The sequence below is a fragment of the Prevotella sp. oral taxon 313 genome (assembly GCF_003043935.1).
Lineage (GTDB): Bacteria > Bacteroidota > Bacteroidia > Bacteroidales > Bacteroidaceae > Prevotella > Prevotella jejuni.
This window is the reverse complement of record NZ_PYXE01000001.1, coordinates 625043-640763: the sequence shown is the minus strand read 5'-3', so window position 1 is coordinate 640763 and position 15721 is coordinate 625043. Positions and strand designations below refer to the sequence as shown.

8 protein-coding genes and 1 tRNA gene are annotated in these 15721 nt (G+C 47.0%); 4 read left to right on the top strand and 5 right to left on the bottom strand.

Annotated features, from left to right (window positions below; translation table 11 throughout):
* Positions 1-1378 precede the first annotated feature (1378 nt).
* Positions 1379-3079, bottom strand: a complete 1701-nt coding sequence (locus AXF23_RS02550; RefSeq protein WP_107624188.1) for a glycoside hydrolase family 10-like protein — start codon at positions 3077-3079, stop codon at positions 1379-1381.
* A 2007-nt stretch (positions 3080-5086) separates the two neighbouring features.
* Here AXF23_RS02550 and AXF23_RS02535 point away from each other — a divergent pair.
* The 3 genes from AXF23_RS02535 to AXF23_RS02520 all read left to right on the top strand — a co-directional run bounded on the left by AXF23_RS02535 (position 5087) and on the right by AXF23_RS02520 (position 9318).
* Complete coding sequence (locus tag AXF23_RS02535; protein WP_107624187.1) at positions 5087-6880, top strand: M6 family metalloprotease domain-containing protein; 1794 nt, start codon at positions 5087-5089, stop codon at positions 6878-6880.
* Positions 6881-7204: 324 nt separating this feature from the next.
* On the top strand, positions 7205-7441 hold the full coding sequence (locus AXF23_RS02530) for a hypothetical protein (protein ID WP_107624186.1): 237 nt from the start codon (positions 7205-7207) through the stop codon (positions 7439-7441).
* 983 nt (positions 7442-8424) lie between these two features.
* A complete protein-coding gene (locus AXF23_RS02520) occupies positions 8425-9318 on the top strand; it encodes an Abi family protein (protein WP_233251225.1) in 894 nt (297 codons plus the stop codon).
* Positions 9319-10002: 684 nt separating this feature from the next.
* Here the strand turns inward: AXF23_RS02520 and AXF23_RS02515 are convergent.
* The 4 genes from AXF23_RS02515 to AXF23_RS02500 form a co-directional block, all read right to left on the bottom strand.
* Positions 10003-10076: transfer RNA gene (locus AXF23_RS02515), tRNA-Arg, on the bottom strand.
* A gap of 102 nt (positions 10077-10178) precedes the next feature.
* Complete coding sequence (locus AXF23_RS02510; protein ID WP_009013381.1) at positions 10179-10826, bottom strand: trimeric intracellular cation channel family protein; 648 nt, start codon at positions 10824-10826, stop codon at positions 10179-10181.
* Between the two features lie 247 nt (positions 10827-11073).
* Complete coding sequence (locus AXF23_RS02505; RefSeq protein WP_107624185.1) at positions 11074-12024, bottom strand: D-2-hydroxyacid dehydrogenase; 951 nt, start codon at positions 12022-12024, stop codon at positions 11074-11076.
* 446 nt (positions 12025-12470) lie between these two features.
* Positions 12471-13706: a replication-associated recombination protein A gene (locus tag AXF23_RS02500; protein ID WP_107624184.1), complete on the bottom strand. Its 1236-nt coding sequence runs from the start codon at positions 13704-13706 to the stop codon at positions 12471-12473.
* 715 nt (positions 13707-14421) lie between these two features.
* Between AXF23_RS02500 and AXF23_RS02495 the strand changes: the two genes are divergently transcribed.
* The gene (locus AXF23_RS02495) at positions 14422-15681 is read left to right on the top strand and encodes an ATP-binding protein (RefSeq protein ID WP_107624183.1); all 1260 of its coding nucleotides are present in this window, start codon (positions 14422-14424) and stop codon (positions 15679-15681) included.
* Positions 15682-15721: the final 40 nt, after the last annotated feature.

Sequence of the window (15721 nt, the reverse complement as noted above, 5' to 3'; positions counted from 1 at the left end):
ACAGAACATATTTGCGCACAGTTTCGAACCCACAGAAGGCCTTCGGCATACAGAGTTCACAGAGGCCTTTCAACTAAGATTAGCTGTAACGTTCTGTGATATCGGTTGACTTAATGTCTCTGTGAAGCTTTGTGTGGTCTGTTCTTCTGTGTTCTTCTGTGAGAAATAGAACGCTCCCAATGTATGATACAACACACAAACAACTCGCTGGGGAGTTTTATCTCTCACAGAGCTCACAGAGTTCACGGAGCTTTTAGGCGCACAGTTTCGAACCCACAGAACGCCTCCGGCATACAGAGTTCACAGAGGCCTTTCAACTAAGATTAGCTGTAACGTTCTGTGATATCGGTTGACTTAATGTCTCTGTGAGATGCTGTGTGTTCTGTTCATCTGTGTTTTTCTGTGAGAAAAAGAACGCACTTGAGAGTCGTGGGGAGTCATTTCTTTTATGCTGGATATTTCTTTCTCTCACAGAGCGCACAGAGTTCACGGAGCTTTTTGGCGCACTGTTTCGAGCCCACAGAACGCCTCCGGCATACAGAGTTCACAGAGCGTTACTGCTGAAGGTTGGGTAAAAATTGGGAAAGAGGAGAATTTATAGAGTGATAAAAAATCATTACATTGTAAAGAAAGAAACTTCCTCTAAATAAGAGTATAACGTACCTTGCGATTGCTTTTATAACCTACAGGAAATCAGAAAGTTATACTTAGCACATAAGACCATGCCCTTCTTGCTCGTAGAAGACGCCCTTCTTGGACCAAGAAGAGCATGTTCTTGAACGCAGAAGGGCCTCTTCTTGCTTCATACTCGGCCCCGACTCGATTGTAGAGAGGGACAGCCTACGAAATATCTTGACATTTCCTATTTGCATGGTTAGTGTTCCTACTAATGCTGGCCCCTCCCCCTTCCCCAGCTGGCCCCTCCCCCGTCCCCTCCCCCGAAGGGAAGGGGAGTGATCACCGAGATACCCCTATGGCTAATCATCAACACCTAACAACTATCACCCAACACCCTTTTTTGGCAGTAACGCTCTGTGAACTCTGTATGCCAGAGGCCTTCTGTGGGTTCGAAATGAGCGCCAAAAAGCTCCGTGAACTCTGTGCGCTCTGTGAGAGGAAAAAATATCCACCATGAAAGATAAGAATGTTTTTTGTGAGAGAAAAACCTCCCCACACCCCACACAAGCAGCCCAATAGGGGTAACCTCACATACTACTCCCCTCCCTTCGGGGGAGGGGCCGGGGGAGGGGCCAGCTGGGGCCGGGGGAGGGGCCAGTCGTTTCGGGGGAGGGGCCAGTCGTACTCTCTCCCTTACTCTGTTACCCTGTCTCCCCTACTCTGTTACCCTGTCTTCTCCTACCCACGGTTCCCCTGTCTCTCAGCTACCCCGTCTAACCATGAAATATCCCACTCGGAAGCTGCGTTTCTTATGTCCCCAGACCTGGAGGGAGTACATGCCATTGGGCAGCGAGGCGATGTTCAGCTGGTTATTATGTATGGTCTTCGCCTTGACAGAGCGCACAGCCGACCCCTGCAAGGTAAGTACAACATAATGGTCGGCATCCGTCAGCTTAGCAGCAGCAGGCAGACTGAGCGTGTTACCATCGTTAGCAAGCAAGGAGACATGCGACGGAGCGAGCGAAACAGCATTATCAACCTCCTGCAAGGCAGGCGTCTCAACGCCATAACGACTCATTCCCCTCACAGCGAAGAAGAGGTCAGAACCAACATTCTTCAGCCTCAACGACTGTCCGACATAGCGTGCGAAGAGCAGGTTACGAGGGTCGTCAGTGTTGACAGGGTAGGTGTTGCTGACGTAAATATTATAGTATGGAGCCACCGATTTCCACCTTATTACCACCGACTTATCGTCGTTTCTCACCACCAGCGACGCCCCTGCCGCAACCGGTGCAGCACCCTTTGGCGCAGTCGTCACCATCGCATGAGGGAGAGCCAACGCCGCATTAAACTGCTTCTCAAAGTCGTAGACCCCCTGTTTGTTGCTTGTGAGGAAGAAAGAACGGAAATGAGCGTGTCCCGCACCGAGGTTACGACTGACGTACATCTGGCGAGTCAGGTCGCTTAAAGTCCAATTTCCCTCTCGTGGATCAAGGAAGTAAGTACCCAAGCCAGAGACGATCTCACGTTGATAACGGTTCTCCATCCAGTCGGCAAGGAACGGGTAATAATTGTCACCACGGAAGTATTGCATCGGATAAAGCTGGTCCATCAACCCCTGTCGGAGCCATTCTTGTGCCTCCTGAGACACCCTGTCGTGTGCATTGAAATTCTTTGAACTATATCGACCGAGGTCGGCATGCTTCCCGATGGGCGAGCACGACATCTTCACCCATGGTTTGATGGCCTTCACCTCATCGTGGATAGCCCTGACGATGGCCGTTATGTTGCTACGACGCTGGTCGGGTGTGTCGCCCAGACGATAGGAAGGACGGGGCCAGCCATCGGGGTATCGGATGTAATCAAGGTTGATTCCATCGACATCATAATTCCTTACAATCTCCCCACAGATGCTTGCCAGATAGGGAGCCACAGACGGGTCGGAGGGGTCGAGATACGATCCTGTGGAGAAGCTACGTATGCGGAAGCCCTTTTTCATCAGTGTTCTGCACCCAAGCGAACTCTTTGCACCTACCGGAATAGTGGCTATCCAGGCGTGAATCTCCATCCCTCGCTTGTGACACTCGGCCACTGCGAAGGCCAGCGGGTCGTAGTCACCACCCGGCACGCCGCCCTCCACGCCCGAAATACACTTGTCCCATGGTTCGAGAACGGATGGGTAAATCGTTGCCGCACGCACTCGTGCCTGCAAGAGAACGGTGTTGATATTTGCCTTCTGGTATTTGTCGAGGATATCGACGAGCTCTTGTTTCTGTTGCTCAATGCGCTCAGGCGATGTAGCGTAGGTCTTTGGCCAATCGAGGTTGGCGAGTGTTGTCAACCAGACGGCACGTGTCTCGCGCTTAGGCATAGCCGTTGTGAGATAGTCAACAAGACTTGTTTGTGCCTGTGAAATAATCGTTATAACACAAAGGAACGTAAGTAAAATGAGTTTCTTCATATATAAGTTTGATGATATGACGTGATTGTCTTAATAATAATCTACCCCTTTCTTTTCGGTTGCAAAGGTAGGCATAAATGGTTAGATGGCAAACTAATAGGGGAAAAGAAATCTTAAAGAGAAAGAAGGACACACTGCACTCCACAGGCGGCCACAACACCGTCCACAGCTGGCCCCTCCCCCATCCCCTCCCCAAAAGGGAGGGGCGTAATCACCGAGATACCCCTATGAGTTGGATGTAGACTTCGTGTTGCACCTTGTTCAGCGTCATTTAGAGGTGTATCGATGTTTTTCTCTCACAGAACTCACAGATATAACAGAGCCTATCCATGCATAGCTTAATTCGGTGGGAATATTATCTCTCACAGAACTCACAGATATAACAGAACCCATTTGCGCACAGTTTCGAACCCACAGAAGGCCTCCGGCATACAGAGAACACAGAGCGTTACTGCTAAAGGTGGCTGTAAGGTTCTGTGAAATCGGTTAACTTAATGTCTCTGTGGGCCTTTGTGTGTTCTGTTCATCTGTGTTTTTCTGTGAGAAATAGAACGCACCCACTTGATGAGATGACACACAAACAACTCGCTGGGGAGTATTTTCTCTCACAGAGCGCACAGAGTTAACAGAGCCTTTTTGCGCACAGTTTCGAGCGCACAGAACGCCTCCGGCATACAGAGTTCACAGAGCGTTACTGCTAAAGGTGGCTGTAAGGTTCTGTGAAATCGGTTGACTTAATGTCTCTGTGAAACTTTGTGTGTTCTGTTCTTCTGTGTAAATCTGTGAGAAATAGAACGCCCCCTCGCTATGAGATAAGACCCATGAGAATCGTTGGGGAGTTTTTCTCTCACAGAGCGCACAGAGTTAACAGAGCCTTTTTGCGCACGTTTCGAGCCCACAGAAGGCCTCCGGCATACAGAGGTCACAGAGCGTTACTGCTAAAGGTGGGTGTTGGGTGTTGGGTATTAGGTGTTGATGATTAGCTAACGTTGGCTGTAAGGTTCTGTGAAATCGGTTGACTTAATGTCTCTGTGGGCCTTTGTGTATTCTGTTCTTCTGTGTTTCTCTGTGAGAGAAAGAAAGGTCCTTCGTGAGAGAAAGAAAGGTCCTCTTTGAGAGATAGAGTACTAACCATGTAAATAGGAAATGTCAAGATATTTCGCAGGCTATTCCCTTCTCTTTTCGAGAAAAGGCTGAGTATGCTACAAGAAGAGGCTTTTCTACGTTCGAGAACATGCCCTTCTTGCGTCAAGAAGGGCGTCTTCTACGAGCAAGAAGGGCATATACTCGAATGCAAAACGTAACACACTGATTTCTTGTGGGTTATATCCTTGGTTGTAGATGATGATATATGCGTGTTGTGAGGGTTGTCAGCTTGGTGGGTTGTAAGGATTATTTATCATCACATGAACTCTCCTCTCTCACATACATCACACCCAACGAAAGCTGAAACGCTCTGTGTTCTCTGTATGCCGGAGGCGTTCTGTGGGTCAGAGGCCCCTCCCCCTTCCCCTCCCCCAAAGGGAGGGGCGTAATCACCGAGATACCCCTATGGCTAATCATCAACACCTAACAACTATCACCCAACACCCTTCTTTAGCAGTAATGCTCTGTGAACTCTGTATGCCGGAGGCCTTCTGTGTGCTCGATACTGTGCGCAAAAAGGCTCTGTTAACTCTGTGTGCTCTGTGAGAGAAAGAACTCCCCAGCGAGTCTCGCAATTGTTCTATTTCTCACAGATTTACACAGAAGAACAGAACACACAAAGGCCCACAGAGACATTAAGTCAACCGATAACACAGAACGTTACAGCCAATACCTATCACCCACCACCCATCTTTAACTAATCATCAACACCTAACAACCATCACCCAACATCCCTCCCCATCAGAAAACCATACCGAATCCTTTCCTTTCTCTATATTTTTCTTTATCTTTGTAGCCATCTATTGTGAGATAGTTACATTTTATCAATAATCTAATAGAAATCATTTTAAGGACAAGAAGATGAAGAAGATATTTACACTCCTTGCTGGATTGCTCATCGCGTCATCATCGTTTGCCATACCAGCGATGGCGATTTGGCGAACAGTTAAGCAGGCCGATGGCACGTTACTGAAGGTGATGACCGTCGGTGATGAGCATTTTAACTATGCCATGACAGAGGATGGTATTCCCCTTGTGCCCTATCGTGGCAACTACTACTATGCCCATATTGTTGGCCAGCAGTTGGTGGCCTCGGCGGTTCTGGCACATAATAAAGAACTAAGACACGGCCGTGAGGACCTCGCTGCGGCCGCTCTGGAGGAGGTAAGACAACTGCAGAGAAACAAGGAACAGCAGGTCAGCTCGAAGCCTTTCGGACTCAGTGATGGGACGACATGGGAGGGAAGTAAGAAGGGACTCGTCATCTTGGTGGAGTTCGCAGACAAGTCCTTCACCAATCCACAGAATGTTCTCACACTCCGACCACGTGAGTCTGACATCAAGACCCTCTATGAGAAGATGCTTAACGAGGAGGGGTATAAGAACGACAATGGTGCTATCGGGAGTGTGCACGACTATTTCAAGGACCAGAGCAACGGTAGGTTCGACCTTACCTTTGATGTCATTGGACCCGTGAAGTTGGCTCATCCGCATAAATACTACGGTGAACACACGCAGAACATGAACGATGCTAATGCGCCACAGATGATTATCGACGCTTGTAAAGCCGTCAAAGAGCAGGTAGACTGGCGTCGCTACGACTGGGACGGAGACGGAGAAGTGGAACAGGTCTACGTTATCTATGCGGGTGAAGGCGAGGCTACGGGTGGCAATGCAGACACGGTTTGGCCACATAAGTATTCGCTCACGGACGCAGGACTGAGTGCGCTCCATTTCAATGGACAGACGATTGACACCTACGCTTGTAGTAATGAGATTATTAGAGCACAAGTCAACGGTATGCAACGACTGTATTATTCGGGCATAGGAACCATCTGTCATGAGTTTTCTCACTGCTTAGGGCTCCCTGACTTCTATGATACAAGGGGCGGAACGAACGTTGGCTCGGGACGATACGACCTTATGTGTGGCGGTAGCTACAATGGTGGACCAGAGAGTTTAGTAAATGTTTATGGTGGAACGGGTATCGGCACGGTGCCTGCAGGATATGATGCTTACGAGAAGGCGTTCATGGGTTGGCTGAAGCCTACCACCCTCGGCAATGCTGCCGTGGACGTGAAGGATATGAAAGGACTGTCGGAAGGTGGTGAGGCGTACGTCCTCTATAACCCTGACAACAAGGATGAGTATTATATCTTAGAGAACCGTACGCCCTACAGATGGGACAGTGAGCTGCCTGCCCACGGCCTGATGGTGTTCCATGTGGACTATGATGCGGCGGCGTGGAGGATGAACAATCTCAATGCGGCTGCCTCTCAGCGTCATCCACGGTTCACGATAGTGCCTGCGGATGGCATCCTCGATAGTGACTCACAGGACAATGACCCTTTCCCAACGGCCTTGAACAATAGTCTGACGAGCACTACCGACCCCCGCCTTAGCTTCTATACGAACTATAGAGTGACGGACTTAGCGGGTATAACAGGGATTGCGAAGAACCACGATAACACTATCTCTTTCCGCTATACACCGCTGAATACAACTGCAGCCATCACCTCGCTCCCTGCTGACAATGCCGCTCAGCCGTCTGCTGCCTACACCCTCTCTGGCATAAAAACCAACCCTCAACAGACAGGACGACGCCAGATAGTTATCGTGAAGGATAAGGAAGGGAGAGGACGTAAGGTGTATTAGCAGTGGCCCCTCCCCCGTCCCCTCCCCCGAAGGGAGGGGCGTAATCACCGAGATACCCCTATGGAGTAGTGGCCCCTCCCCCGTCCCCTCCCCCAAAGGGAGGGGCGTGATTACCGAGATACCCCTATGAGATAGTGGCCCCTCCCCCGTCCCCTCCCCCAAAGGGAGGGGCGTGATCACCGAGATACCCCTATGAAGCTGCTTATGTCTTGATGAAGGTGTGGACCCGCTTCGACGCTTCTATCGCTAATCATCAACACCTAACACCCATCACCTAACACCCATCTTTGAGGCTGAGAAGATATTAACTAAAACAAACAGAATATGAAAATTAAAACAGCAACATTAATTGGCTTGATTGGTGCAATCACCAGTCTTGTGATTTCTCTTTACTTTTTGGCCTACAACACAGGTATCATTTCATTCTTTGTAGATACCTTTGATTTCTTCCCACTGAATTTAGTATATACGTATTCACCATTTCTTAGCGCCTTTGGGAGCCTCATCTCTGACATCGCATTATGTATCTTCTTCTACGTTGTATATAAACATCAGAAGTAGAGAGGGGTGTGCTATTTCTCACAGAAGAATACAGAAGAACAGAATACACAGCATTCCACAGAGACATTAAGTCAACCGATATCACAGAACCTTACAGCCACCTTTAGCAGTAACGCTCTGTGAACTCTGTATGCCGAAGGCCTTCTGTGGGCTCGAAACTGTGCGCTTAAAACCTCCGTGACCTCCGTGCGCTCTGTGAGAGAAAAAACTCCCCAGCGTGTTGTTTGTGTGTCATCTCATAGAGTGGGTGCATTCTTTTTCTCACAGAAAAACACAGAAGAACAGAACACACAGCATTCCACAGAGACATTAAGTCAACCGATATCACAGAACCTTACAGCCATCTTTGGCAGTAACGCTCTGTGAACTCTGTATGCCGAAGGCGTTCTGTGAGCTCGAAACTGTGCGCTTAAAACCTCCGTGACCTCCGTGCGCTCTGTGAGAGAAAAAAGTCACCAGCGTGAAAGAGAAACCTTCTCATGCCCCACACAAGCAGGCCAGTAGGGGTAACCTCACATACTACTCCCTTATCTGAAACAAGTCAGCAGGATGACGAAAAATCCTTACAACCCACCAAGCCGACCACCCTCAAAACACACAGCTATCATCGCCTACAACCGAGGATATAACCCACAAGTAATCAGCGTGTTATGTTTTGCGTTCGAGTATATGCCCTTCTTGCTCGTAGAAAACGCCCTTCTCATGGCAAGAAGAGCATGTTCTCAGACGTAGAAAGGCCTCTTCTTCTATCTTGAAAAGCATATACTCCATGCAAGACACATAAAAACAGTTTACAAATAAACGTGATTAGTAGAAACACAACCACGCCAATACCATCTCAACCCACCTAATTCATTGATTTTCGAAAATTTATTCTAAAACGCTTGCAAGACTAAAATAAAAGATATATCTTTGCAGCGACAGTTTCCACCACGCCTCTTAAGAATGCGTACCAGGGTGGAACTTTTGCTTTTTATACGCTTATGAATTACACAAAACAACCTTTGGATTATCTTCAGATACTCCAGATGCTGAAAGATAGAGGGCTTATCATTAAAAATGATAATGAAGCTTTGACACAGTTACAAATCATGAGTTATTTCCGTTTGGCGAACTATCTCCGCCCAATGGAGCAAGATAAAGCATCTCACATATTTAAGTCTAACAGCCATTTCGATAATGCCATCAAGCTTTATCACTTTGATAAGCAACTAAGAGCTTTGCTTTTCACTGCCATACAAAGCTTTGAAATAGCCCTTCGATCAAAACTTATTCATCACTTCTCGATGGCTTATGGTGCTTTTTGGATACTGGATAGGGAGCTATTTACAGACAAGAAGGTTTTCACCGATTGCTCTATTCGCATCCAACAGGAAGTGTTCCGCTCAAAAGAAGAGTTCATACAGGAGCATTTAAACAAATACTCTAACCCAATAATACCTCCTGTTTGGAAGAGTTTAGAGGTGGTTTCCTTCGGTACTCTATCACGTATCTTATGCAATCTATCGAATACAAAGATAAAAAAAAGCATTGCACGAGAGTTTAATTTACCACAACACAAGATATTAGAAAGCTGGTGTAAATGTGCAGTTACTCTCCGCAACAATCTGGCTCATCACTCAAGGACTTGGAATAGAGCTTATCCTATTCAGCCAAAACTACCAGAAACGCTTAATGGAGATTGGATAAATCCTACCGAAGTCTCCAATAATAAATTGTATGCTCAGCTTTGTTGCTTAGCATACCTACAAAATACTATTCACCCAAACAATAGTTTCAAAAAACAACTAAAGCTACTACTGATTTCCTATCCTAATGTAGATGTAGCTGCAATGGGCTTCCCAACAGGATGGGACAACGAACCGCTTTGGCGATAAGATAAATATTTACTGGTATTTAATATATTCAACTAAAAACAAACCAATGAGTAGACCAGTGGACGAGTAGACCAGTTGCTTGATATAAAGGGAATAAATTGACTTGCAGAAAACAATGAAATAATAAGAATGAAACATATAAACAGTTCACTTATGAGCATTTTGATGAGTTAAATAAAAAAGCTTATTCCTATATCATCCTGTCTCTTATTACAAACAACATATCTACTTATCTACTCGCTAACTTGCCAACTGACCAATATACTCTGCTTTTATTTTTATGTATTTTAGCATGATAACTCCCATAAAAAATCCTTACAACCCACCAAGCTGACCACCCTCACAACACACAGCTATCATCGCCTATAATCGAGGATATAACCCACAAGTAATCAGCTTGTTACGTTCTGCGTTCGAGTATATGCCCTTCTTGCTCGTTGAAAACGCCCTTCTTGTGACAAGAAAGGCATGTTCTCAAACGTAGAAAAGCCTCTTCTATAACCATCAAAAGCATGTATTACGTGTTAGGGAAGCGAAAAATCGTTACAACGAAATTAAAGATTAAATTTAGCTAAGCATGGGGGTATCTCGGTGATCACTCCCCTCTCCATTCGGAGAGGGGTTGGGGGTGAGGCTTCCTTATACCCACACAAAAAAAAGGACACCCTTACGAGTGTCCTTAAGTGATTCCGACAGGATTCAAACCTGTAACCTCTTGATCCGTAGTCAAGTGCTCTATTCAGTTGAGCTACGGAACCATTGTTATGGTTGCAAGTGGAGTAATGAATGGCTTCATTGCTGAATTGCGAGTGCAAAGGTAGGACTTTTTCCCCAAACCACCAAATGTTTTACTATCTTTTTTACTCTTTTTTTTCATCTTCATCTTGCAGGGTTGGCAGCGAGATATGGTAACCCACTGCAATAAAACGAATTATACAGATGGCGACGAAGGTGATGATGACGGTCAGAGGAAGCGACATACCGAGCGCGAAGAGGCCCCAATAGATGAGTCCACCGCCCACACTTGCTACGGCATAGATTTCCTTGTGGAAGATAACAGGGATATTGTTTAGGAGTACATCACGGATGACACCACCCGCCACACCGGTTATGCAGCCCATGATGATAGCCACCCAGAAGGGATAACCGAGTGCGACAGTCTTCTGAATACCCGCTATCGTGAAGAGGGCAAGGCCGAGTGTGTCGAAAACAAACCATGCGTTGCTAAGTCGTTTAATCCATCGTCGTGACAAGATAACCAAGAAGAGGGCCAGACCCGTACATAGCACATACATGATGTTAGTCATCCAGAAGGGTCGTACTCCTAACATGGTGTCACGAATGGTACCGCCCCCGATGGCGACGGCAAAGCCACACACATACCCTCCGAACCAATCGAAGTGTTTTTGTGCGGCGTGTCGGATACCCGATATGGCAAACGCAAATGTCCCAAGAAACTCCAGTATCACCTGCAGCGTACGGACAAGATGTGGGTCAGTGTATAACATTTTTGTCTATGAAAACTAACTAAAAGATGCCTTAAAGGCCTTATTTCAGCGAAAGGGGACGGGAAAATGCTGCAACGCAAGCCATCAACACCTAACATTTAACACCCATCACCCTAACAGCAGGGTGTTTTGGGTATACAAGCCTGTCAGCGGAAAGCTGCATCGCAAGCCATCAACACCTAACATTTAACACCCATCACCCTAACACTTAACACCCATCACCCTAACATTTAACACCCATCACTCATCAAACCCTATTCTGTGGTTCTCCTTCGATGAACTTTTTTATATTCTCAACACAGATATTCATGAGGCGTTCGCGTGCTTCGCGTGTAGCCCAAGCGATATGAGGAGTGATATAAGCATTCGGCTGATTGAAGAGCGGATTATCGTTGTGTGGTGGCTCATCGGTCATCACGTCGGCACAGTAAGCACTGAGTTGTCCACTCTTCAGAGCATCAGCAACAGCTTGTTCGTCGATGAGTCCACCTCGGCCAGTGTTGATCAAGATTGCACCTCGGCGCACATTCTTCAGCGTTTCGGCATTAATCATACGTGTGTTGGCAGCTGTCAGCGGACAATGAAGGGTAATGACATCCGACGTGCTAAGCAGTCCCTCGAGGGTTGTCTTACGGATACACTCAGGAAGGTCACTACTGTTCTTACTCGTGCAAGCCGAGATGTCCATCCCTAACGCATGTGCTATCCCAGCCACCTTCTGCCCAATATGGCCCAAGCCAACGATACCTAAGGTCTTACCAGAGAGTTCTATGAGGGGCGTATCCCAGTAACAAAAGTCCTTCTGCTTGCTCCATTCGCCTCGACGCACAGCCTCGGCGTAGTGGTCGACATGTGTCGTAGCGTTGAAGAGGAGGGCGAAGACGTGTTGTGCCACGCTGTCCGTGCTATACGCAGGGATGTTACAAACGACGATGCCACGCTCGTGAGCGGCCTCAACATCGATGTTGTTATAACCCGTTGCAAGCTCTCCGATATACTTCAATCGGGGCAGTTGGTCGAGTAGCTCACGTGTGATATTCACCTTATTGATAAGGATACCGTCGGCATCCTTAGCTCGTTCAACGACTTCATCCTGCTTTGTTCGTTCATAAACAACGCAGTCTGCTATCTCTTTGATGGGTTCCCATGACAAGTCGCCAGGGTTGACTGCATGGCAGTCGAGAATTACTATTTTCATGTTTATTGGGTGTTAGGACCTCTCCCCCAACCCCTCCCCAATGGGGACCTCCCCTAACCCCTCCGAAGGAGGGGAGTGCCTAACGGGGTACAGCTTGGTTGGGTTTGAGGTAGAATTTGGTTGGGTTTGGGGTACAACTTAATATGCTTCGATTTACCGCATGGCAGGCTTTGCATTACAACATGATAGTCTTCGTACTACAACGTGATAGACATCGATTTACCACTTAATAGGCTTCAGACTACAACGTGATTGACTTTACGCTACAACGTGGTAGGCTTCGATTTACCACTTGGTTGCCTTCGTTACACATTATTATTATCATAAGGGGAAACATAGGGAGATAACACTCCGTTAGGCGCCCCCCTCTCTCGGAGGGGTTGGGGGAGGTACCACTCCGTTAGGCGCCCCCCTCTCTCGGAGGGGTTGGGGGAGGTCCCACTCCGTTAGGCGTCCCCTCCCTTTCGGGGAGGGTTAGGGAGGGGTCCCTGTGTGGAGTCGGTTACCAACTCATCCGGCATATACTGCTGTTTGACATAATGTCCTTCGTAGTCGTGAGGATACTTATATCCATCGCCATAGCCCAAGTCCTTCATCAGCAGAGTAGGCGCATTACGCAGATGGAGAGGCACAGGCAGATTACCAGTCTGGCGCACCAACTCTATCGCTCGATTGATGGCTTTATAAGCAGAGTTGTCCTTCTTCGAACGAGCGAGGTAGACCACCGCCTCAGCCAGGGGTATTCTCCCTTCGGGCCAACCAATCTTCGTCACGGCATCAAAGGCCGCATTGGCCAAAAGAAGCGCATTCGGATTAGCCAGTCCGATGTCTTCTGCCGCACTGATAACGACACGACGCGCAATAAACTTAGGGTCTTCGCCTCCTTCTATCATACGAGCCATCCAATAGAGGGCCGCATCGGGGTCGGAGCCACGTATCGACTTGATGAAAGCCGACACTATATCATAGTGCATCTCACCGCCCTTATCGTAGGCCAGGGGGTTCTCTTGCAGTCGCTCCTCCACCATCTTATCCGTCACAACGATGTCGTCGCCAGTCTCGGCAGCCACGATTAAGTCGAGAATATTCAGTAACTTACGAGCGTCACCACCGCTATAACGCAGGATGGCATCCGTCTCCCGTAACTCGATATGCCGTTTCTTCAGTTCGACATCCTCCGTCACTGCTCGGTGCAAGAGCTTCAGCAGGTCGGCCTTCTCCAATGATTTCAACACATAGAGTTGGCAGCGAGAGAGCAACGGACGTATCACCTCGAAGGAAGGGTTCTCTGTTGTGGCACCAATCAGGGTGACTGTCCCCTTCTCCACCGCCCCTAAGAGCGAGTCTTGCTGCGACTTCGAGAAACGATGAATCTCGTCGATAAAGAGGATCGGTGAGGCCGAATTGAAGAAACGATTGCTCTGTGCACGCTCTATAACCTCACGTACATCCTTCACACCACTCGTCACTGCCGAGAGCGTAAAGAATGGTGTCTCCAGCCGTTGGGCTATGATTTGTGCCAAGGTGGTCTTCCCCACGCCCGGAGGTCCCCATAGGATAAACGACGCAATACGCCCCGAATCAATCATCCGACGCAGCACAGCACCCTCACCGACAAGGTGTTCCTGTCCGATATAGTCTTCAAGCCTACGTGGTCGCAGCCGTTCTGCCAATGGTTCCATAATTCTCTCCTATTATAATGTAGTTACAAAAGTACTGAATTTATCTCTAATAACAAAGAATGAAACGAGCTTCTTCCGAAATAGGGAGTGATAAGGTAGGTTCTTCCGAAATATGGAGTGTGAAACTAAAAGCCTTATATAATAGGCACACAGAGGCACGGAGGGGACGGAGGTAACACAATGTCACGGAGGTGCCGACGGCACAAAGAGCAACGGAGGTGTAGCGTACAGATTCATGATGACTATTTTGAGGTAAACGCTTTGTATATAAATTACTAATAGAAATGGCTAACAAGCTCCGTCGCTCTATGCACCGACGGTGCCTCCGTGCCTTCTATCACTATGTGTCTAACAATCCTCCGTCCGCTCCGTGCCTCCGTGTGACATTACTTCAAACTCTAAACACAAGTGGCAAAACTTATCACTCCAAAATCCTGAAGACCCCGTTTTAAACCGACCCCGTAATGTGGTGAATAGAAGTTATATGACGAAATTTATGAAGGGGTACGGTTGAAACGACTACCTTAAAGAATATGATTGCCAATCATCCCTTTTTATTCTATAAGAACCAATAGAAATGTAGCCTATCATACTGTTTTATCACATTTTTATACTTCTTAAACGCAGTTTTCCATTGGTTATGCTGTATTTCGAAATAAAAAAGTTATCTTTGTGGTGTAAAATATGATACTAATATCAAAAATAGTACTCTAATATGATATTTGAACGTAAGAAATATTTGGATGAACTTATCGCAGGACGTGGGAATGGACTTGTGAAGATTATAACAGGTGTCAGACGATGTGGAAAGTCTTTCCTGCTGTTTGACATCTGGCATAACTGGCTGTTGGAACATGGGGTAACTGATAGTCACATCATTGAGATACAACTTGATGATTTCCGAAACAGGCGGTTGAGGAAGCCTGATACCTTGCTCGACTATATAGATTCAAAGGTTGTGGATGATGGCAAACCTTATTATATTGTCTTGGACGAGGTACAGTTGGTAGAAGAATTTGTGGAGGTTATTCTTAGCTTGACACACATGAGGAATGTAGATGTGTATGTGTCGGGCTCAAACTCTCGCTTCCTATCAAGTGATGTTGTGACTGAGTTCCGAGGTAGAGGGGACGAGATACGCATATGGCCTCTCACCTTTGACGAATACTTTAGTGGTATTGGTGGAGATATACGCAAAGCTTGGTTGGATTACTATACTTTTGGAGGACTGCCACAGGTGGCTTTGCTTGAAACGGAAGAAAAGAAAACAGACTATTTGCGTGGTCTGTATGAAACTACCTATCTGCGTGACGTAATTGAGCGCAACCATCTGCGTAATCCTGAAGGAATGAAGGAATTGGTGCGTGTAATAGCCTCGGGCATTGGTTCGTCAACCAATCCAACGAGAATAGCCAATACTTTTCAATCTTCACAAGGGGTAACCATAAAAAGAGACACTATAAAACAATACATTGACTATCTGAAAGACTCTTTCTTGATAGAAGAAGCTTTGCGCTATGATGTGAAAGGAAGAAAATATATTGGTACCGAGACGAAATACTACTTCGCAGACATCGGCATACGTGCTGCCATTCTCAACTATCGCCAACAAGAGGAAACGCACATTATGGAAAACATTATCTATAATGAGCTTCGAAGTCGAGGATATAATGTGGACGTAGGATTGGTTGAACTTGGTGGCAAGGATGAGAACGGTAAGTTTGTCAGAAAACAGTTGGAGGTAGACTTTGTGGTGAACCGCCCTCCATACAGAGTGTATATCCAGTCAGCCTTTCACATGCCTACGCCAGAAAAGGAACAGCAAGAGCGACGTCCTTTATTGTCAATCAATGACCACTTCCGTAAGATTGTCATTGTAGGTGATGATATCCACCGCAAGGAAGACGAACTCGGAGTATTGACTGTCGGACTCTTGGATTTCTTGACAGACAAGAAAATACTTGAACAGGGTTAAACGCAATCGGATAAAAACAGATTCTTTTAAGGACGAAAAA